We start from the raw sequence: 20,007 nt of genomic DNA, 5'->3' as shown, positions 1-20,007 counted from the left end.
CAAAGCGCGAACCCGGAATCTCGAGATTCCGGGTCTGGTGCTGCGCACCATCCCGGAATGACGGACACAACAGGAGAACTCCCATGACAAAATCACTGCAAGACAAGGTCATCATCGTCACCGGCGCAGGCCGCGGTATCGGGCGCGAGATTGCGCTGCTTTGCGCCGCCGAAGGTGCCAAGGTGGTCGTCAACGATCCCGGCGGCGCCGCTGACGGCGCCGGCTCGAGTGCGGCGCCCGCCGAGGAAGTGGTCGAGGAGATCAAGAAGCGCGGCGGCACTGCGGTTCCCAACTTCGAGTCGGTGGCCGAAGCGATCCCGGCGAGCAAGATCGTGAAGACCGCGACCGATCATTTCGGCCGGCTCGACGGCGTCGTCAACAATGCCGGCATCCTGCGCGACATGATCTTCCACAAAATGAGCGTGGAAGCCTTCGAGGCCGTCATCAAGGTGCACCTGATGGGCTCGTTCTACGTCTCTCACGCCGCGGCGCGGATTTACCGCGAACAGGAAAGCGGCTCCTTCGTGCACTTTACCTCGACCTCTGGCCTGATCGGCAATTTCGGCCAGGCCAACTACGCCGCAGCAAAACTCGGCATCGTCGGCCTGTCGAAGTCAATCGCCCTCGACATGGGTCGCTTCAACGTACGCTCGAACTGCGTTTCGCCGTTCGCCTGGACCCGCATGATCGGCACCATCCCGACCGAGACGGACGCCCAGAAGGCCCGCGTCGAGAAGATCAAGCAGATGGGTCCGGAGAAGATCGCGCCCGTTTGCGCCTATCTGCTCTCCGATGCGGCCAAGGACGTTTCGGGGCAAATCTTCGGCGTACGCATGAACGAGATTTTTCTGTTCAGCCAGAACCGCCCGCTGCGCTCGGTGCATCGTGCAGAAGGCTGGACGCCGCAGACCATCGCCGAACACGGCATGCCGGCGCTCAAGGAGTCCTTCTACAAGCTCGACCGCTCGGCGGACATCTTCCCTTGGGATCCGATCTGAGCCGCGAACGACGCAGCCGTAGGGTGGGTAGAGCGAAGCGAACCCATCAATCGCGTGCACGGAGATGATGGGTTTCGCTTCGCTCTACCCATCCTACAATTCTTGCGACCATCTCCGGTTGTTTCCAGCTCAGCCCGCCCGCTTTATGCCTGAATGCGGGCAGATGATTTCCTCCCAACAAAAAAACATGGGAGGAAATCATGACAAGCTCACTGACCTTTCCCGATTCTCAACAACAGCGCGGTGGTTTCAACCGCCGCAAGATGCTGACAGGCGCCGCAGCACTCGCCGCCTCGGCCGTGACGATGAAAACGGCCTCCGCCGCCTCCGTGGCGCCGCTCGGCCAAACCGGTGCCCCAACTCTATCCACCGAACCGCTGCCTTTGGGTCCGCTTCCCGGAAGCCGCTATCCGGATTCTCACCTGGAGTCCGCAAAACCCAAGGTTTCGTTCGGGCCATCAGATTTCCCGGCCTTCGCCGGCACCATGGCGGTTGAGCGCGTCGCGACCGGGTTCCGCTGGGCCGAAGGCCCGGTCTACTTCGCGGCCGGACGCTACGTGCTGTTTTCCGACATTCCCAACAACCGCATCATGCGCTTTTCGGAGGATGACGGTCATCTCAGCGTCTATCGTCAGCCATCGATGAACTCGAACGGCAATACGATCGATCGGGAGGGACGCCTGATCACCTGCGAACATTCGGGCCGGCGCGTTACCAGGACCGAACTTGACGGCTCGATCACCATCATCGCCGACAAATACAACGGCAAGAAGCTGAACTCGCCAAACGACGCCATTGTGACATCAGATGGTGCGATCTGGTTCACGGATCCAGCCTACGGCATCGGCGGCTTTTATGAGGGCATCAAAGCCCAGCCCGAGCAGGAGAAGAAGAATGTCTACCGGGTCGATCCGAAATCTGGTGACGTCAAGGTTATCGTCGACGACTTCGTAGAACCCAACGGCCTTTGCCTCTCGCCTGACGAGAAGAAGCTCTATGTCTGCGACACCGGATTCACCGACGGCCCGGACAATCCCTCACACATCCGGGTGTTCGACCTGGATGTGGCCGGCGGAAAGGCGTCGAACAGCAAGGTGTTTGCGGACATGCCCAAGCCCAGCATTACCGACGGGGTCCGTTGCGATACCGAAGGACGCGTCTGGTGCTCCGTGGGCTGGGGCGACCCGAAGGAGGACGGCGTGCGCTGCTACACCGCCGGCGGCGAACTGCTCGGCAAGGTCCACATCCCGGAGACCGTCGCCAATTTGTGCTTCGGCGGCCAGCAACGGAATAGACTTTATATCTGCGGTTCGACGTCGCTCTATGCGGTCTACACGAGTGTGCAGGGCGCGATGAAGCCGTAAGAAGCGCCGAGGCTTCGGTACGTCATTGCGAGCGAAGCGTAGCAATCCATCGCGCTCCAAGTGGAGGCATGGATTGCTTCGTCGCTTCGCTCCTCGCAATGACGGGTGAGGCCGCGGCCCATCTTCACCCGCTATTTCTTAGCCCCGCCGAGATCCCGTTGATCGTCAGCTGAATTCCGCGCAGCACCTGTTCGTCCGGGTTCTGCGCGCGATGCTCCTTGAGCAATTCGACCTGCACATGGTTGAGCGGATCGAGATAGGGAAAGCGGTTGCGGATCGAGCGATCCAGCAGCGGGTTGCCCTGCAGCAATCGTTCGTGCTCCATGATGTCGAGCAGCGTCTCGATCGAGGAATGCCATTCGCGCCGGATGCGACCAAAAATGCTTTCACGCAATTTCACGTCCGGCACCAGCTCAGCATAGCGCGAGGCGATCGCGATCGAGCTTTTCGCCAGCACCATGTCCATGTTCGACAACAGTGTGCGGAAGAACGGCCATTCGCGGTAGAGTTCCTGCAGGAACGGCATCCCCTGCTCCGGATGCTCTGCGATCCAGGCCTCGACCGCGGAGCCGAAACCGTACCAGCCCGGCAGCATCAGCCGGCATTGCGCCCAGCTGAACACCCAGGGAATCGCGCGCAAATCCTCGATCTCGCGGGTCTTCTTGCGCGAGGCCGGGCGGCTGCCGATGTTGAGCGTCGAGATTTCGGTGATGACGGTGGAGCCCCAGAAATAATCGGCAAAACCTTCGGTCTCATAGACCAGCCCGCGATAGGCCTTGAACGCCAACGCCGAGAGCTGCTCCATCGCAGTCAGGTATTCCTTGCGCGGCGCGCTCTGCCGCGGATGTAAGAGGCTCGCCTCCAGCGTGGCGGCCGCCAGGATTTCCAGATTGCTGCGGCCTACTTCGGGATTCGAATATTTGCTGGAGATGATCTCACCCTGCTCGGTGATGCGGATCTGGCCATTCACCGCCCCGCCGGGCTGCGCGATGATGGCGTCATAGCTCGGGCCGCCGCCGCGGCCGACCGAGCCGCCGCGGCCATGGAACAGCCGCAGGCGCACATGGTGGCGCTCGAACACCTCGACCAGCCCGATCTCGGCCTTGTAGAGCTCCCAGCCCGAGGTGACGAAGCCGCCATCCTTGTTGCTGTCGGAATAGCCGAGCATCACTTCCTGGACGCCGCCGCGGCTATCCACCAGCTTGCGGTAATCGTGCAGCGACAGCATCCGGTCCATGATGCCGGACGAGGCCTGCAGATCCTCGATGGTCTCGAACAGCGGCACGATGTTGATGGCGCTGCGGCCGGAGGGATTGATGAGCCCGACCTCCTTCAACAGCACCGCCACCTCCAGCATGTCGGACATGCCCTTGCACATGGAGATGATGCATTGGTGAATCACATCGGTGCCAAACCTGGCATGGGCCTCGGCGGCCGCGCGGAACACGGCGAGTTCGCCCAGCGTCTCCTCGCTGTATTTGACGAAGGCCGAACTGAGCGGCCGTGCGCTGCGCAGCTCGCTCAGCAGCAGATTGATGCGGGCTTCTTCGTTGAGGTCCAGATAGGACATTCCAGGGATCGCCGCGTCGAACAGTTCCGCCACCGTGCGCTCATGCACCGCGGAATTCTGCCGGATGTCGAGCCGGGCGAGATGGAAGCCGAAACAATCCACAGCCCGGCGCAACGACCGCAGCCGCCCGCGCGCGATCACGCCGGAATTGTTCGCAATCAGCGAACGCTCGAGCACGTCGAGATCGGCCTTGAATTCCTTCACGCTCGCGTAAGGAGCAGCCGCGCCCACCGGACGGCGGGTGGTTTCGACCTCCAGCCGCACCGCGGTTGCGGTCAGCCGGGCATAGATGCCTGATACCGCGAGGCGATAGGGTTCGCCGCTTCGATGCGGCGAGGTGTCCGGCGAACGCCCGGCCAGCGCGCGCAATTCGTCGGAGACGTCGGCAAGATGTGCCGCCAGCGACAGTTCCGAGCCGAGGACGTGCAACTCCTCCAGATAGAAGTTCATCACCCGGCTCGACTGCAGCCGCAAGGTGCCGCGCATCACGTCGGCGGTGACGAACGGATTGCCGTCGCGGTCGCCGCCGATCCAGCTTCCCATGGTCATGAACGACGCCAGTTCGCCGGGCTCACCGCCCTCCTCCCGGTTCAGCCGATCTTCCAGCGCGCAATGCAGCCGGGGCACCTCGTGCAGGAAGGTGTAGTCGTAGAATGACAGGCCGTTCGCGACCTCATCCAGCACGGTCAGTTTGGTCCGGCGCAGCAGGTTGGTCTGCCACAGCGTCAGCACGGCGCGGCGCAGCTGTTCGTCACTGGCCTCAACCTCGTCCGGCGTGAGCTGCACCCGCTCGCACCGGTCGAGCAGGGCTGCGATCTCCATCTCGCGGTCGATCGTGCTCTTGCGGCGGACTTCCGTCGGATGCGCCGTCAGGACGGGGCTGACCTGGGCCTGCCCAAAGAATCGGCGCAGGTCGGCGGCGCTGAGACCGGCGATCTTTGCATGCGACAAGGTTTGCGAAAGCGCGCTTGGCTGCGGCCCGCCGGGGCCGCGACCGCGCATCTGGCGGATGTTGTTCTGGTCCTCGGCGATATTGGCGAGATGCGAGAAATAGCTGAAGGCGCGAACGATCCGCACGGTGTCGCTGGTCGACATGCTGTCGAGGATGGTTTCCAGTTCCCGCCGCGCCAGCTTGTCCTCGTCACGGTGGAACCGGATCGAAGTCTGCCGAATGCGCTCGACCAGGTCGAACACTTCGGCGCCTTCCTGGTCACGCACGGTATCGCCAAGGATGCGCCCGAGCAGGCGGATATCAGTCCGCAGCCGCGCGTCTTCCTCCAGTGCCAGCGCGTCATCACTGCGATTGGACCGGGTCTCGGTCTCGGAGGGCATGGTCTGGGAAGACACTTCCTGGGAAGACATGGCTGGCTACCTCAGAAATTGCCCGGCAATTCCGAGTGTGCAAGTTTTTTGCCGCAGTGCAAGATAAAGATGGAGAGGCGTTCACCAGTCCGCCGTCGTCCCTGCGAACGCAGGGACCCATAGCCACCGCCCATGGGGTTCGCACAAGGTCTCAGCCAGCGTGCCCATCCGAGAAGACACGGAGTATGGGTCCCTGCGTTCGCAGGGACGACGAGATACCTAAATCCTCCGCCCCGCCCGCTCCCAATAGGGATCACGCAAACGTCGCTTGAAGATCTTGCCGGAATCTTCCCGCGGCAGGTTGGCCTGGATTTCGATGTGTTTTGGCACCTTGTAGTCGGCCAGTGACACCTTGAGCTGGCTGCGGATGGCGGCCAGGTCCAGCGTCACGCCCGGCTGGGGCTCCACCACCGCCATCAGCGCCTCGCCGAATTCCGCGTCGGGAATGCCGAACACCGCACAATCATGCACGCCCGGAATCGCATGCAGCGCGGCCTCGATCTCGGCCGGATAGATGTTGACGCCGCCCGAAATTACCATGTCGCGCTTGCGGTCGCAGATGAAGACATAGCCGTCGGCGTCGATGTAACCGACATCGCCCGAGGTGATGAAGCCGTCGCGATCGATCTCGGACCGCTTTTCCGGCTTGTTGTGATAGGTGAAGTCCGGGTTGCCTGATATGCGCGAATAGATTTCGCCGATCTCGCCCTGCGGCAACTCCTTGCCGTCGTCGCCGATGAAGCGTAATTCCGCGCCGGGCGAAATCTTGCCGACGGTGCCGGGCTTCCTCAGCGCGTCCTCTGAAGTGGCAAAGGTGACGGCGCCGGATTCGGTCGAGCCGTAGAATTCGTAGATAATCGGCCCCCACCATTCGATCATCGCGCGCTTGACGTCGGCCGGACAGGGCGCGGCGGCATGAATGATGTGGCGCAGCGACGACATGTCGTATTTCCTGCGCACTTCCTCCGGCAGCTTCATCAGGCGGATGAACATGGTCGGCACCATGAAGATGGTGTCGATTTTCTCGGTCTCGACCACACGCAAAAATTCTTCCGCGTCGAAGCGCGGCATGATTGCCAGCGCGCCGCCGAGACGGCCGGCGCGCAGGCCGAACGAGTTCGGTGCGGAATGGTAGAGCGGCCCGGGAAGCAACGCGCGGGCGCCCGGCTTGAGGCCATAGATCATCCCGCGCATGCGTTCGGCATTCGCGGTCTGCTCCGGCGTCGGTGCGAAGCGGCGCACGCCCTTGGGATGGCCTGTGGTGCCCGAGGTGTAGATCATGTTCTGCGGCTGCGGCACCGCTGGCCCGTCATAGCGGGGGTGCTGCTCGAGCCAGGATTCGAAATCGATCGCGAAGTCGGGCGTCGTGAGGTGATCCGGATTGATCTTGTAGTTGGCTAGAATCTCCGGCGGCGTCGGCACGCTGAGCGCGGTGACGCCTTGCGGGATCGCCTCGCGCAACTGATGCAGCATGTCGGCGTGTGCGATCAGCACCGACGTGCCGGAATCCTTCAGCACGTAATTGATCTCCTCCGGCTTGAAGTGCCAGTTGACCGGCACGCCATAGGCGCCGAGCCGCATCGCCGCATAGGCTGCCTCGATGAAGGCGATGTCGTTGCGCATCAGCATGGCGACGCTGTCGCCCTGCTTGACGCCGAGCTTTTGCAAGCCGCTGGCGATACGCTCAGAGCGATCGGCGATCTCGTCGTGGCCGCGCCTGCGCGGGCCGCTGATGACGCCGAGGAAGGGAGATGAGGTAGACATTGTTGCGTTCCGATCTGTCGTCGGGTTTTAGGTGACCCTCATGGTGAGGAGCGCGTCTTCGCGCGTCTCGAACCATGAGGCCCGTGGCCCATCCCTCGAGACCCCGCTTGCGCGGCTCCTCGGGATGAGGTCGGAGTCAAGCCTCCGCGAACTTCGGCGCGCGTTTTTCCATATTGGCGCGGACGGCCTCGGTCTGGTTGGGGCTGCCGAGCAATTTCTGCTGCTCGACGGATTCGGCAAGCAGCGCCGGGGCGGGATCGACGGACAGTTTGTTCAGCATGCGCTTGGCGGCGCGGATCGCGTCGGGACTCTTGGCGGCGATTTCGCGCGCGACCTCCAAGGCCGTAGCCAGCGGGTCGTCGCAGATCCGCGTAGCTAAGCCATAGCTCATGGCTTCCGGCGCCGAGAAGATGCGCCCGGTATAGGTGAGGTCGCGCAAAATATCGTCGCGGACCAGGCTTGCGAGGATCGGCGTGCCGGCCATGTCAGGCACCAAGCCCCATTTGATCTCCATGATCGACATCCGCGCATCCGGCGTCAGGAAGCGCATGTCGGCGCCGAGCGCGAGTTGGAACCCGCCGCCGAAGGCCACGCCCTGGATCGCGGCGATGACTGGCACCGGAAGCTGCCGCCAGCCCCACACCGCCTGTTGCGGGAAATTCGCCAACCCATGCGTGCGTGCAGCGAGGTCGCGTTTCTCGCCACCGGCGATCCCGTTACCACCGCTCTCCTTCATCGCGGCGAAGCGTCCCATATCGAGACCGGCGCAGAACGCTCGCCCCTCCCCGGACAATACTACCACCCGGACGCCTTTCTCATGGGCAAGCCGTTCGGTCGCGGCCACCAGCGCCTCAAACATCGCGGCATCGAGCGCGTTCATCTTGTCCGCCCGCACCAGCCGGACGTCAGCGATGCCGTCCGAAATCGATATCGAGACGCGTTGCTCCATGAGAAATCCTCCACTCTTGATTGCTTGACGCTTTACAGAACGGCGTTGGCGAGATTTAGTCAATCGACCAATTAACAGACATTCCCGTGGGTGGAAACGATGTTCAACGATCAGCTTCTCGCCGGGCGGCGCATCCTCGTAACCGGTGGCGGCACCGGTCTCGGCAAATCCATGGCGGCGCGGTTTCTTCAACTCGGCGCCGAGGTTCATATCTGCGGCCGCCGCAAGATCGTGTGCGATGAGACCGCGACCGAACTGATGGGCGAGTATGGCGGGCGCGTGGTCAGCCACGGCGTCGACATCCGCAACGCGCTGGCCGTCGACGAAATGATCGAGGCGATCTGGACCTCCGGCCCTCTCACCGATCTCATCAACAACGCGGCCGGCAATTTCATCTCGCGCTCGGAAGAGCTCTCGCCGCGCGGCTTCGATGCCGTCGCCAACATTGTCATGCACGGCACCTTCTACGTGACGCATGCGGTGGGCCGGCGCTGGATCGCCGCCAAGCTACCCGGCAATGTGGTATCGATCACCGTGACCTGGGTGCGCAACGGTTCGCCCTATGTGGTGCCGTCGGCGATGAGCAAGTCGGCGATCCACGCCATGACGATGTCGCTGGCGGTCGAATGGGGCAAGCACGGCATCCGCCTCAACACCATTGCGCCCGGCGAAATCCCGACCGAGGGCATGAGCAAGCGCATCAAGCCCGGCGACGAGGCCGGCGCGCGCACCAGGGCGCAGAACCCGATGGGCCGGGTCGGCACCATGGAGGAATTGCAGAACCTCGCCGTGTTCCTGATCTCCGGCGGCTGCGACTGGATCAACGGCGAGACCATCGCCATGGACGGCGCGCAGGCGCTCGCGATGGGCGGCAATTTCTATCAGTTGCGCGACTGGAGCGACGATGACTGGAACACGGCGCGCGACTCGATCAAGGCGCAGAACGAGAAGGACCGCGCGGCAAGGGGGTAGGCTGTCTCGGTTGTCGTCCCTGCGAACGCAGGGACCATAACCACCGTCGCTCGTTTTGCGAAGATAACTGGCGTCATCGTCTCACCGATAGGCCGCGGCGTATGGGTTCCTGCGTTCGCAGGAACGACGGCATTGAAACGTTTGCGACCAACACCCCGTATTGTCTTTGTTGCCGGATGACGCCAAACTCCGCGTAACGAAAACAAGACACTACGGGAGAGACATGTCCACTTCTCAACAGCCGGCTGATCTCGCCGACATGGTGCGCAACCGCGCCAAGACACGCGGCAACGCGCTGGCCTATGAATTCGAGGGACGCCAGACCACCTTCGCCGAGTTCGACATCAAGACCAACCGCGTTGCGAACGCGCTTGTAGCGCTCGGCGTCAAGCCCGGCGAGCGTATCGCCTATCTCGGCAAGAACAGCGACATCTATTTCGAACTGCTGATGGGCGCGATGAAGGCCAATGTGGTGATGGCGCCGGTGAACTGGCGCCTCGCCGGGCCCGAGGTCGCCTTCATCGTCGGCGATTGCAGGGCGCCGGTGCTGTTCGTCGGGCCTGAGTTCATCACCCAGGTTCGCAACATCAAGCCGCAATTGCCTGATGTCCGCACCATCATCACCACCGAAGGCGGTGAGCCGGAATGGCAGGACTTTACGGCCTGGCGCGATGCGGCCAGCAGTGACGATCCGAAGGTGCCGATCAGCCCGAAGGACATCGCGATCCAGTTGTATACCTCGGGCACCACGGGCAAGCCCAAGGGCGCGATGCTGTCGCACGCCAACTTCCTCAATCTGGTGCAAACCGGCAATGAGGCCGAGAAGCCCGACTGGAACAAATGGTCGACCGACGACGTCTCGCTGGTGGCGATGCCGATCTTTCATATCGGCGGCTCCGGCTGGGGCGTCATGGGGCTTTATCACGGCGCCAAGGGCGTGATCGCGCGCGAGTTCGACCCGACCAAGGTTTTGGACTTTTTCGAGCAGTCCGGCATCACCAAGCTTTTTATGGTGCCTGCCGCGATGCAGTTCGTGGTGCGCCAGCCCCGCGCGCGACAGGTGGATTTTTCCCGGCTGAAATACATGCTCTACGGCGCCTCGCCGATTCCTGCCGCCCTGCTGAAGGAATGCATCGAGGTGTTCAAGTGCGGTTTCGTGCAGATGTACGGCATGACCGAAACGACAGGCACCATCGTGGCGTTGCCGCCCGAGGACCACGTCGATGGGCTGGAGCGCATGCGCTCCGCCGGCAAGGCGCTGGCCGGCATCGAGCTTGCGATCCTTGATCCTAACGGCAAGCCATTGCCGCCGCGCGAGGTCGGCGAAATCGCCACCCGCTCCGGTTCCAACATGGCCGGCTACTGGAACCTGCCGGAAGCGACCGCCAAAACGCTCGGCAGTGACGGCTGGCTGCGCACCGGCGACGCCGGCTACATGGACGAGGACGGCTACCTCTATATCCACGACCGCATCAAGGACATGATCATCTCCGGCGGCGAGAACATCTATCCGGCCGAAGTGGAGAGCGCGCTCTGCGATCATCCCGACGTCGCCGAAGCCGCCGTGATCGGCATCCCCGACGACAAATGGGGCGAAGCGGTCAAGGCGGTCGTGGTGATGAAGCCGGGCAAGCAGGCGACGGCGACCGACATCATCAACTTTACGCGCGAGCGCATCGCCGGCTTCAAGACGCCGAAATCGGTCGACTTTCTCGAGGCGCTGCCGCGCAACCCGTCAGGAAAGATCTTGCGGCGGAATTTGCGGGATCCCTATTGGGCCGGGAAAGATCGTCAGGTGAATTGATCTCGCTTCGTAGGGTGGGCAAAGCGAAGCGTGCCCACCACTCACCGTCATGATCTCGATAGATGGTGGGCACGGCGCAAATGCGCCTTTGCCCACCCTACGGTTTCAAACTCCTCAATGCTTCCCCGCCCCCATATACCCGAACAAAAATCCCGCGACCTTGCGCTTCTGAATCTCCTCGCTGCCCTCGGTGATACGGTAGCGGCGGTGGTGGCGGTAGATGTGTTCGAACGGCTTGTGGCGCGAATAGCCCATGCCGCCGTGGACCTGCATGGCGCGGTCGGCGGCTTCGCAGCACAGGCGGTTTGCCCAGAAGTTACACATCGAGACCCGGTCGGAGAGCGTGTGCTCGACCTGCGCCTGCGTCAGCTGGTCCATCTCCCACGCGGTCTTGCGGATCAGCAACCGGAGCATTTCGGCCTGCGTTGCCAGTTCCACCAGCGGCCACTGGATCGCCTGGTTCTCGGCCAGCGCCTTGCCGAACGGCTTTCGCTCGCGCGCGTATTTGACGCTTTCGTTGATACAGTAGACGGCCGCGCCCAGCGAGCTCGCCGCCTGCCGGATGCGATTTTCGTGCACAAAGCATTGCGCCAGCGAAAGGCCGCGGCCGACTTCGCCGAACAGCGCATCGTCAGGCACGAACACGTCCGTGAAGCTGACGCGCGGGTGATCGGTCGGCATGTTGAAGGTCCACATATATTCCTCGACCTTGACGCCCGGGCTCTTGGCCGGCACCAGCAGGCAGGTTATGCCGCGCGCATCGCCGTCGTTGCCCGACGTGCGGGCAAACAGCGCGCAATGGGTGGCGACATGCATGCCGGTCGTCCACATCTTCTGGCCGTTGACGATCCAGCCCTTGACGTTGTCGCGGGTCGCCGGGACCGCCCGGGTTTCCATGTGCGTCGCGTCGGAACCGTGCTCCGGCTCGGTGAGGCCGAAGGTGATGCGATACTTGCCCGTGATCGAACCGTCGATCATCGCCTTCTGATCGTCGGTGCCGTAGCGGTCGAGCATGGTGACGATGGGCAGGTTGCCGACGATCGAATGCTCGTTCTGCAAATCGTTGTGCAGGCCGAGGCCTTTTGAAGCAAAGTGCTCGCGGATCACGGCCATCCAGAGATTGGAACCGTCCTTGCCGCCATAACGCTTTGGAATCGCAAAGCGCAGATGCCCGGCGGCGTCTGCGAGATTCTTGGCCTTGCGCAGCAGCGCTTCCCATTCATGCCGCGGCAAGCCACCGTTCTCGAAATCGGTACGCGCCCATTCGCGGCGATGATCGAAAAAGCGGATGTTGTCGTCGGCTTCTTCCAGCGGCTTGATCTCGCGGGCGATGAAGCCATCGAGTTCGTCGAGATAGGCCGTGAGGTCGGCAGGCAGGTTGAAATCCAAAGCAATCTCCCGGAAATGTCGTTTGTTCTTGATTTGCGTTTAGGCGCTACGAGAGCGCTCCTGCTCCGATCGATTTAGGTGAGAAGACCACGCCCAAGTCAAGCAACGGAATCGACCTTGGCACGCGCGGGGGCCTTGCGTAATTGGATGGTATCGGACGCCGTGCCGGCGCTATGATCGCAGCCAATATTCTTCTCCGCAGAAAATCTAGACGGGAGCCAACATGGATCTGAAATTCTCCAAGGTGACGCGCAAGGGGCCGATCACGATCATCACGCTGTCGCGGCCCGAAGTGTACAATGCGTTGCATATCGACGCGCATTTCGAACTCAACAAGGTGTTCGACGATTTCTCCGCCGATCCTGAGCAATGGGTCGCGATCGTCACCGGCGCCGGCGACAAGGCGTTCTGCGCCGGCAACGATCTGAAGTGGCAGGCGGCAGGCGGCAAGCGTGGCTGGGACAAGGGCGGCTTCGCCGGCCTCACCTCGCGTTTCGACTGCGACAAGCCGATCATCGCCGCCGTCAACGGCGTCGCAATGGGCGGTGGTTTTGAGATCGCACTGGCCTGCGACCTCATCATCGCGTCGGAAAATGCGACCTTCGCCCTGCCCGAACCGCGCGTCGGCCTCGCGGCTTTAGCCGGCGGCGTGCACCGGCTGCCGCGGCAGATCGGTCTGAAGCGCGCCATGGGCATGATCCTCACCGCCCGCCACGTCTCGGCCAAGGAAGGCCTCGAATTGGGTTTTGTGAACGAGGTGGTTCCCGCCGGCGAAGCGCTGGCGGCAGCGGAACGCTGGGCGGAGACGATCTGCAAGAATTCGCCGATGTCGATCCGCGCTTCCAAGCAGGCGATCCAGAGGGGGCTTGACGGGTCGCTCGAGCAGGCGATCGCCGAGCAGCGGGAATACCCGGCGGTGAAGGCGATGGCGGCCTCGCAGGATTACATCGAGGGGCCGAAGGCGTTTTCGGAGAAGCGCCCACCGAAATGGCTGGGGAAGTAAGGTCCTCGACGCTCTGTCCCGTCATTGCGAGCGCAGCGAAGCAATCCATCTATCCGTTGCGGTGACATGGATTGCCTCGTCGCTTTCGCGATTGGCGCTAGCCTTGTAGGATGGGTAGAGCGAAGCGAAACCCATGCTGTGGGCTACGGCGCATGATGGGTTTCGCTTCGCTCTACCGATCCTACTTATTCCCCAGCTCCCTCTTGTATGACGCGTAGTTCGGCTGATCGACGGCGAGCTTGTCCATCGTCGTCTGCCACAGATGTTCCGCGAGCCCGGGCGTCTGGAGATCGACCTCACCTACTGCAATTTTCTCCGACAGCGCGCCGTTCAGCTCGATCAGCGAGCCGTCAGAGCCGAGCAACTCTTTCAGCCGCGCGTGCTCCGCCGCATCGCCCCCCTGCTCCAGCGCCAGTTGCCGCGTGACAAGGTCGAGCGCGTTGATGCCGACGCGGAGCTTGAAGGCATTGTGGCCCTTGATCTGAGGCGTGATCTCGTTGCGGAGGAAATCCGCGACCGCCTTGATCAGTTCAGTGGGTGTCGGTTCGTCCTGCATCTTTACCCTCCTCTCGGAGCCAGCAGCCGCAGCAAATCGATTTCCGTCTCCGACGAGCGGCGGCCGATCATGGCGCGCTCCATCGAATGATCCGGGCCTTTGCGAAAGCGCTGCATCATGCCGCAGCACATGATGCCCCAGCGCAGCGTGCCCATCACTTCCCAGAACATCACGCGATCCGCATCGACCTTGCGGCCGGCCTCTTCATAGCCCGCGAACAATTCCTCGCGGGAGCCGAAGCCGCCGACCGGCTTGTCGATCTCGCCAAAGCGCCAGGAGTTGACGCAGATCCAGCCGAGGTCTTCCATCGGGTCGCCGAAATGCGCGAGCTCCCAGTCCAGCACCGCGCGCACGCCGTCGGGGCCGATGATGAGGTTGCCGTGGCGAAAATCGCCATGCACCAGCGTCACCTCTTGCGATGGTCCGGGATCGCGCCCGCGCAGCCAGCGCAGCGCCAGTTCGAACACCGGACGCGGCCAGTCAAAGCTGCGGTATTCCCGTTCGAGGTCGGCGATTTCCTTTGTCGCACTCATCTCCCGCAGTTTTGGCAGTTTGGATGGCGGCAGGCTGTGAATGCCGGCGATTACACGTCCAAGCTGACCCGCCAGCATCGGCCGTGCCTTGGCGAATTGCTCATCGCGCAAAATCTTGCGCGCGATGGTCTCGCCCTCGATACGCTGCATGATGAAACCGGTGCCGAGTTCGTCCTCGGGCTTGAGCACATGCATCACCCGCGGTGACGGCAGGCCGGCGTCATGCGCGAGCTGCATCAGCGTCGCCTCGGCATCGAGGCCTGCGGCCCGACCCGGCGACGCGCCATAGCCCGGCGGCGCCCGGCGCAGGATCGCGCCGACATTGCCGCCCGGGTGCACGATGTCGAAGGTCCAGGTCTCCTGGCTGGCGCCGCCGGAAAGTTTTGCTGCGCCAGTCACGCCGGTCGCCCCCGGATACCAGGAGGCGACGCAGCGTCCGAGTTGGTCCTCGATCATTTGCCCTTGAACTTGGCCGGGCGCTTTTCCAGGAATGCGGTGACGCCTTCCTTGAAATCCTCCGCCGCGCCCGCGATGCGTTGCGATTCGAATTCGAGATTAAGCTGTTCCTCGAAGGAGTTTTCCGAGCTGTCCCAATAGAGTTTCCGGATCAGCGACAGCGCGATGGTCGGACCGTTGGCGAGGTCATGCGCGAGCTTCATCGCCTCTTCCATCAGCACCGCATCGTCATAGACGCGGTTGACGAGGCCCCATTCCAGCGCCTTCTCGGCCGGCAGCCGCTCGCCCATCAGCGACAGTTCGACCGAGCGTGCCTTGCCGATCATGCGCGGCAGCAACCAGGTCGAGCCGCAATCCGGCACCAAGCCGATGCGGCGGAACGCCTGCAGGAAGTAGGACGAGCGCGCGCACACGATCATGTCGCCCATCAATGCAAAACTCATCCCGGCGCCGGCGGCCGGGCCGTTGACCGCCGACACGATCGGGCAATGCAGCCGGCGTAGCCGTCGCAGGAACGGATGAAAGCCGATTTCCAGCGATTGCCCGGCATTGCTCTTACCGGGCTTCTGGTTGTTGCGGCCCTGCAGATTGGCACCGGTGCAGAATGCGCGGCCGGCGCCGGTCAGCACGAGGCAACGCACCTCCTCCCGCTTGTCGTCGATCGCATCGAGCGCCTCGCCGAGCCCGCCCAGCATGTCCATCGAGACCGCGTTCATGACCTCCTGATGGTCGAGCTTGAGAATGGCGACCGGGCCATCGAAATCGAGCGTGACGTGCTTGAACTGCATTGCTTCCTCGTGACTTGTGTTTATGCGCTATTTTCGCTGCGCGGAAGGTCGGATGTCTCGGCCCATATTTGATTTTCCGGGCAGGCTTGTCCATGGTTGCATCAGAACATCTGCCCGCCACTGGGCGCACGACTTATCGCGCCCCAAAGCAAATGGAAACACCCCAATGAGCATCTTTGACCTCACCGGCCGCACGGCGGTCATCACCGGCGGCAATGGCGGCATCGGCCTTGGCATTGCGCAGGCGCTGAACGCGCAAGGTTGTAACGTCTCGATCTGGGGCCGCAACGCGGAGAAGAACACGAACGCCGCGGCGACCATGTCGGCTGGTCCCGGCAAGGTGCACACCCAGGTCTGCGACGTCTCCGATCCCGCCTCCGTGAAGGCGGCGATGCAGGCGACGCTCGATACATTCGGCCGCGTCGACGGCTGCTTCGCCAATGCCGGCATCGGCGGCGGCGGACGGCGCGCCTTTATCGACCGCACCGAGGAGGAATGGCGGCGCATGTTCGCGACCAACCTCGACGGCGTCTTCCACGTGTTTCAGGTTGCCGCCCGCCATATGACCGAACGCGCCGAGGCCGGCGACAAGTTCGGCCGGCTGGTCGCGACCTCCAGCCTGGCGTCGCTGTTCGGCACCGCCCGCAACGAGCACTACGCCGGCACCAAGGCGGCGCTGAACGCGCTGTGCCGCGCGCTTGCGGTTGAACTGGCGCGCCACGGCGTCACGGCGAATGCGATCCTGCCGGGCTGGATCAAGAGCGACATGACCGCCGGCATCATGGGCAATGAAAAATTCGTCGCCAATGTGATGCCGCGCATTCCGGTGCGCCGGTTCGGCGAGCCGACGGATTTCGGCGGCATCGCGGTGTACATCATGAGCAAGGCGTCGTCGTATCATACGGCGGATTGTTTTGTGATCGATGGCGGGTATACGGCGTTTTGAGGATGTTGCACGCATAGCATCATCAATCAGAAGGCCGTCATGCCCCGCGAAGGCGGGGCATCCAGTACGCCGCGGCCTGTCGCTTAATCGATTGATGTCTCTGGAATACTGGATCGTCCGCCTTCGCGGACGATGACGGTGAGCAACTGCCGTAGTGTGGGCAAAGCGAAGCGTGCCCACCATCTCGCGGCGTGCTCGGTGATGGATGGTGGGCACGTCGCTTACGCTCCTTTGCCCACCCTACAGCATCACCCCCACGGTCCGCGCGAGGCGGAAGGCCGGCCCCACGGGCTGCGGCGCGGATAGTTGCCGCGGGCGTTGACGGAAGGCGTCCCGCCCTGCGCGCCCATTTCCGCCGCGAGCTGCTGCAACGCCGCGATGCGATTTTCGGTCGCCGGGTGCGTCGTGAACAAATTGTCCATCCCGTGACCCGACAGCGGGTTGATGATGAACATGTGCGCGGTCGCCGGGTTGCGCTCGGCTTCCGGGTTCGGGACCTGATGCGCGGCATTGGCGATCTTGGACAGCGCGGACGCAAGCCACATCGGCTGCCCGCAGATGCGCGCGCCGAGATCGTCGGCGGCATATTCGCGGGTACGGCTGATCGCCATCTGCACCAGCATGGCGCCGAGCGGCGCCAGGATCATCATGGCGATCGAGCCGATGATGCCGGGGCCGTTGTTGTTGTCGCGATGGCCGCCAAAGAACATGCCGAACTGCGCCAGCATCGAGACCGCGCCGGCAATGGTCGCGGTGATGGTCATCAGCAGGGTGTCGTGATTTTTGACGTGCGCGAGCTCATGCGCGATCACGCCGGCAAGCTCCTCGCGGCTCAGCTGTTGCATCAGGCCGGTGGTCACGGCGACCGCCGCGTTCTGCGGGTTGCGGCCAGTGGCGAACGCATTGGGCTGCGCCTCGTCCATCACGAACACGCGCGGCATCGGCAGGCCGGCACGGCCCGCAAGCTCGGCCACGAGATGGACGAGGTCGGGCGCGCTGTTGCGGTCGACCTCATGGGCGCCGTACATCGACAGCACCATGCGGTCCGAATTCCAGTAGGCGAACAGGTTCGTCGCAGCCGCGATCACAAGCGCGATCAGGGCACCGCCGGCGCCGCCGATCAGATAGCCGACGCCCATGAAGAGGCCGGTAAGACCGGCCAGAAGAATGGCAGTCTTGAAATAGCTCATTGTGGTCTCCCTAGCCCGCCCACAGCCGGACGCCGGGGGCTGGCATCCCAGAGGTAAGAATTGCCCCGGCGGCGCTTCAAGATGCCGGGGTGCGTCGAGGCGCCGCGCTGGCCGGCGGAAACCACCCCTCTCAGCCCGGATTACCGAACCGTAATCCGCCGGCAGTGGGGGCGGCTCGCGGGCCTGCCCGGCGCCCATCGCCTGCTTGTGCAGCGCCAATGGTGCCGTCTACATTGGCGGCAACGGGCAGCGTGCAGGGTTGTTCCTTGCGAATGCGCAGCAGCAATCGCGACTGTTCGTCTGAAAAAATGGGGAGGAAAGAATGTTTTCGCATATCATGATCGGCACCAACGACCTCGAAAAGGCCAAGGCGTTCTACGACGCGCTGCTCGGCACGCTGGGCGTCCGGCCGGCCAGGGTCGATGGCCACCGTATTTTCTATTTCACCAAGACCGGCGTGTTCTCGGTGTCGAAGCCAATCAACGGCGAGCCGGCGACACACGCCAATGGCGGCACCATCGGTTTTGCGGCCGACTCTCCCGAACAGGCCGACGCCTGGCATGCGGCGGGCATCGCCAACGGCGGCAAGACTTGCGAAAATCCGCCCGGCATCCGCGAAGGCAGCGCGGGCAAACTGTACCTCGCCTATTTGCGCGATCTTGACGGCAACAAGATCTGCGCGATGCACCGGATACCGGCATAGATCGTGGAGCGAAGCGATACCCATCAGCCGCGACCGGTGGCTGTCATGACGGGTTTCGCTTCGCTCTACCCATCCTACGCGCTAATCCGCCCTACGCACCGAGCACTGCGACGCAATCAAGGGAGACGACGTCATGAACCCATGTGTCAGATCCCTGGCGGTATCAGCCGCACTGGTCGCGGCCAGCCTGCTGCCGGCCTACGCAGAGCTAGATCCCGTCAATCTCAAGAAAGCGATCGAGACGTCGCTCGCGAGCGACTATCCAAAACTCGACGCGCTCTACAAGGAACTCCACGCCCATCCCGAACTTGCGTTTCAGGAAGTGAAGACTGCCGCCCGGCTCGCCGCGGAAATGCGCGCGCTCGGCTTCGACGTCACCGAGAAAGTCGGCATGACCGGACTGGTCGCCATCTACAAGAACGGCGACGGGCCAACCATCATGGTGCGCACCGAACTCGACGCGCTGCCGATGGAAGAGAAAACCGGCCTCGACTATGCGAGCCGCGACAAGACCAACTGGAACGGGCGGGACGTGTTCGTCGCCCATAGCTGCGGCCACGACATCCACATGGCGAGCTGGGTCGGAACGGCGAAGACGCTGCTGGGCCTGAAAGACCAGTGGCGCGGCACGCTGATGTTCATCGCCCAGCCGGCGGAAGAGATTGTGTCCGGCGCCCGCGCCATGCTTGCGCATGGCCTGTTCACGCGTTTTCCCAAGCCCGACATCGCGCTTGCCCTGCATGACGGCCCGTTCCCTCATGGCACGATCTTCTATCGTAGCGGGGTTGGCTCGTCCGCCGCCGACGGCCTCGAGATAACATTCCACGGCCGCGGCGGTCACGGCTCGGCGCCGCACACGACCGTCGACCCCGTTGCGATTGCGGCGCGGTTCATCGTCGACGTGCAAAGCGTGATCAGCCGCGAAAAGGATCCAACTGAATTCGGCGTCGTAACCGTCGGCGCCATTCACGGCGGCACCGTTGGAAACATCATCCCGGACTCCGTGCAACTCTCCGGCACCATTCGCTCCTTCAAGCCCGAGGTCCGCGCCAAAATGCATGCCGGGATCGAGCGAACGGCAAAGGCCGCTGCCGCCATGTCAGGCGCACCCGAGCCCGATATCAAGATCCTCGCGGGCACCAATCCCGTCATCAACGATCCCGACGTGGTCACAGCCGTCGCCGGCGTGTTGAAGGCGGCGTTCGGCGACAAGTTCAGGGTTTCACCGCCGGGCACCGCCAGCGAGGATTTCTCCGAATTCGCAGGCGCAGGCGTGCCGTCGATGATGTTCAACATCGGCGTCTATGACCAGGAACGTATCGACGCCGCACGCAGCGGCGGCGCGCCAATACCGTCCAACCATTCGCCGCTGTTCGCGCCGGTGCCGAAGCCGACCATCGAAACCGGCGTCACCGCGATGACGCTCGCGGTGCTCGGCATCTTCGAGCAGAGGGCCAGGGGGAAATGAGCGAGTTAATCTGCCGAACCTCATCCTGAAGAGCGCGAAGCGCCGTCTTGAAGGATGAATGGCACCAGCCGAGCCGCATGGTTCGCGACGGCGCTAAAGCGCCTCCTCACCATGAGGGTCGCGCAGCGCGTCTTCCCACGAGGCGGAAAATCCCACCCCTCTCGCGCGTGCTTGTGCAAGCCCTGCCCGCCC

The 20,007-nt window shown here is 63.2% G+C and carries 16 protein-coding genes; 8 read left to right on the top strand and 8 right to left on the bottom strand.

Features of this window, described 5'->3' with window-relative positions; genetic code table 11:
* Window positions 1-83 precede the first annotated feature (83 nt).
* Complete coding sequence (locus tag ACPPVP_RS14360; protein ID WP_426535263.1) at window positions 84-998, top strand: SDR family oxidoreductase; 915 nt, start codon at window positions 84-86, stop codon at window positions 996-998.
* A 200-nt stretch (window positions 999-1,198) separates the two neighbouring features.
* Window positions 1,199-2,362 (top strand): SMP-30/gluconolactonase/LRE family protein, encoded by a 1,164-nt coding sequence (locus ACPPVP_RS14355; protein WP_426535261.1) that lies wholly within the window; start codon window positions 1,199-1,201, stop codon window positions 2,360-2,362.
* Window positions 2,363-2,486: 124 nt separating this feature from the next.
* On the opposite strand, the gene ppc is transcribed toward ACPPVP_RS14355, so the two are convergent.
* The 3 genes from ppc to ACPPVP_RS14340 form a co-directional block, all read right to left on the bottom strand.
* A complete protein-coding gene (gene ppc / locus ACPPVP_RS14350; RefSeq protein WP_426537839.1) occupies window positions 2,487-5,279 on the bottom strand; it encodes a phosphoenolpyruvate carboxylase in 2,793 nt (930 codons plus the stop codon).
* Between the two features lie 234 nt (window positions 5,280-5,513).
* Window positions 5,514-7,058, bottom strand: a complete 1,545-nt coding sequence (locus ACPPVP_RS14345; RefSeq protein WP_426535259.1) for an acyl-CoA synthetase — start codon at window positions 7,056-7,058, stop codon at window positions 5,514-5,516.
* Between the two features lie 136 nt (window positions 7,059-7,194).
* The gene (locus tag ACPPVP_RS14340; protein ID WP_426535257.1) at window positions 7,195-8,007 is read right to left on the bottom strand and encodes a crotonase/enoyl-CoA hydratase family protein; all 813 of its coding nucleotides are present in this window, start codon (window positions 8,005-8,007) and stop codon (window positions 7,195-7,197) included.
* A gap of 99 nt (window positions 8,008-8,106) precedes the next feature.
* Between ACPPVP_RS14340 and ACPPVP_RS14335 the strand changes: the two genes are divergently transcribed.
* Window positions 8,107-8,979, top strand: coding sequence for an SDR family oxidoreductase (locus tag ACPPVP_RS14335; RefSeq protein ID WP_426535255.1), 873 nt, complete (start codon window positions 8,107-8,109; stop codon window positions 8,977-8,979).
* Window positions 8,980-9,202: 223 nt separating this feature from the next.
* A complete protein-coding gene (locus ACPPVP_RS14330) occupies window positions 9,203-10,783 on the top strand; it encodes a fatty acid--CoA ligase (protein ID WP_426535253.1) in 1,581 nt (526 codons plus the stop codon).
* 114 nt (window positions 10,784-10,897) lie between these two features.
* Here the strand turns inward: ACPPVP_RS14330 and ACPPVP_RS14325 are convergent, their stop codons facing one another.
* On the bottom strand, window positions 10,898-12,172 hold the full coding sequence (locus ACPPVP_RS14325; protein WP_426535251.1) for an acyl-CoA dehydrogenase family protein: 1,275 nt from the start codon (window positions 12,170-12,172) through the stop codon (window positions 10,898-10,900).
* A gap of 223 nt (window positions 12,173-12,395) precedes the next feature.
* Here ACPPVP_RS14325 and ACPPVP_RS14320 point away from each other — a divergent pair, with 223 nt between their 5' ends.
* Window positions 12,396-13,175 carry an enoyl-CoA hydratase-related protein gene (locus tag ACPPVP_RS14320; protein WP_426535249.1) on the top strand — a complete coding sequence of 260 codons (780 nt, stop codon included), beginning with the start codon at window positions 12,396-12,398 and terminating at the stop codon, window positions 13,173-13,175.
* Window positions 13,176-13,356: 181 nt separating this feature from the next.
* Here the strand turns inward: ACPPVP_RS14320 and ACPPVP_RS14315 are convergent, their stop codons facing one another.
* From ACPPVP_RS14315 to ACPPVP_RS14305, 3 genes are read right to left on the bottom strand one after another with little or no spacing between them, the layout of a single operon-like run.
* Complete coding sequence (locus ACPPVP_RS14315; RefSeq protein ID WP_426535247.1) at window positions 13,357-13,731, bottom strand: DUF6285 domain-containing protein; 375 nt, start codon at window positions 13,729-13,731, stop codon at window positions 13,357-13,359.
* A 2-nt stretch (window positions 13,732-13,733) separates the two neighbouring features.
* Complete coding sequence (locus ACPPVP_RS14310) at window positions 13,734-14,720, bottom strand: phosphotransferase family protein (protein WP_426535245.1); 987 nt, start codon at window positions 14,718-14,720, stop codon at window positions 13,734-13,736.
* Window positions 14,717-15,508: an enoyl-CoA hydratase/isomerase gene (locus tag ACPPVP_RS14305; RefSeq protein ID WP_426535243.1), complete on the bottom strand. Its 792-nt coding sequence runs from the start codon at window positions 15,506-15,508 to the stop codon at window positions 14,717-14,719. The genes ACPPVP_RS14310 and ACPPVP_RS14305 overlap by 4 nt, the downstream gene beginning before the upstream one ends.
* A gap of 166 nt (window positions 15,509-15,674) precedes the next feature.
* Here ACPPVP_RS14305 and ACPPVP_RS14300 point away from each other — a divergent pair, with 166 nt between their 5' ends.
* A complete protein-coding gene (locus ACPPVP_RS14300; RefSeq protein ID WP_426535241.1) occupies window positions 15,675-16,454 on the top strand; it encodes an SDR family NAD(P)-dependent oxidoreductase in 780 nt (259 codons plus the stop codon).
* Between the two features lie 248 nt (window positions 16,455-16,702).
* Here ACPPVP_RS14300 and htpX read toward each other — a convergent pair whose 3' ends face one another.
* Window positions 16,703-17,644 (bottom strand): zinc metalloprotease HtpX, encoded by a 942-nt coding sequence (gene htpX, locus ACPPVP_RS14295; RefSeq protein ID WP_426535239.1) that lies wholly within the window; start codon window positions 17,642-17,644, stop codon window positions 16,703-16,705.
* A gap of 322 nt (window positions 17,645-17,966) precedes the next feature.
* Between htpX and ACPPVP_RS14290 the strand changes: the two genes are divergently transcribed.
* Window positions 17,967-18,347: a VOC family protein gene (locus tag ACPPVP_RS14290; protein WP_426535237.1), complete on the top strand. Its 381-nt coding sequence runs from the start codon at window positions 17,967-17,969 to the stop codon at window positions 18,345-18,347.
* A gap of 133 nt (window positions 18,348-18,480) precedes the next feature.
* Window positions 18,481-19,815, top strand: coding sequence for an amidohydrolase (locus tag ACPPVP_RS14285; protein WP_426535235.1), 1,335 nt, complete (start codon window positions 18,481-18,483; stop codon window positions 19,813-19,815).
* Window positions 19,816-20,007 lie beyond the last annotated feature (192 nt).

The organism is Bradyrhizobium sp. McL0615 (genome assembly GCF_049993905.1).
GTDB lineage: Bacteria > Pseudomonadota > Alphaproteobacteria > Rhizobiales > Xanthobacteraceae > Bradyrhizobium.
This window is presented reverse-complemented; position numbering and strand designations above follow the sequence as displayed.

Excerpts from the sequence above, each read along its gene's own strand:
- ACPPVP_RS14360 (WP_426535263.1), top strand. The coding sequence starts at position 84 with ATGACAAAATCACTGCAAGACAAGGTCATCATCGTCACCGGCGCAGGC.
- ACPPVP_RS14355 (WP_426535261.1), top strand. The coding sequence starts at position 1,199 with ATGACAAGCTCACTGACCTTTCCCGATTCTCAACAACAGCGCGGTGGT.
- ACPPVP_RS14345 (WP_426535259.1), bottom strand. The coding sequence starts at position 7,058 with ATGTCTACCTCATCTCCCTTCCTCGGCGTCATCAGCGGCCCGCGCAGG.
- ACPPVP_RS14340 (WP_426535257.1), bottom strand. The coding sequence starts at position 8,007 with ATGGAGCAACGCGTCTCGATATCGATTTCGGACGGCATCGCTGACGTC.
- ACPPVP_RS14335 (WP_426535255.1), top strand. The coding sequence starts at position 8,107 with ATGTTCAACGATCAGCTTCTCGCCGGGCGGCGCATCCTCGTAACCGGT.
- ACPPVP_RS14330 (WP_426535253.1), top strand. The coding sequence starts at position 9,203 with ATGTCCACTTCTCAACAGCCGGCTGATCTCGCCGACATGGTGCGCAAC.
- ACPPVP_RS14320 (WP_426535249.1), top strand. The coding sequence starts at position 12,396 with ATGGATCTGAAATTCTCCAAGGTGACGCGCAAGGGGCCGATCACGATC.
- ACPPVP_RS14315 (WP_426535247.1), bottom strand. The coding sequence starts at position 13,731 with ATGCAGGACGAACCGACACCCACTGAACTGATCAAGGCGGTCGCGGAT.
- ACPPVP_RS14310 (WP_426535245.1), bottom strand. The coding sequence starts at position 14,720 with ATGATCGAGGACCAACTCGGACGCTGCGTCGCCTCCTGGTATCCGGGG.
- ACPPVP_RS14305 (WP_426535243.1), bottom strand. The coding sequence starts at position 15,508 with ATGCAGTTCAAGCACGTCACGCTCGATTTCGATGGCCCGGTCGCCATT.
- ACPPVP_RS14300 (WP_426535241.1), top strand. The coding sequence starts at position 15,675 with ATGAGCATCTTTGACCTCACCGGCCGCACGGCGGTCATCACCGGCGGC.
- htpX (WP_426535239.1), bottom strand. The coding sequence starts at position 17,644 with ATGAGCTATTTCAAGACTGCCATTCTTCTGGCCGGTCTTACCGGCCTC.
- ACPPVP_RS14290 (WP_426535237.1), top strand. The coding sequence starts at position 17,967 with ATGTTTTCGCATATCATGATCGGCACCAACGACCTCGAAAAGGCCAAG.
- ACPPVP_RS14285 (WP_426535235.1), top strand. The coding sequence starts at position 18,481 with ATGAACCCATGTGTCAGATCCCTGGCGGTATCAGCCGCACTGGTCGCG.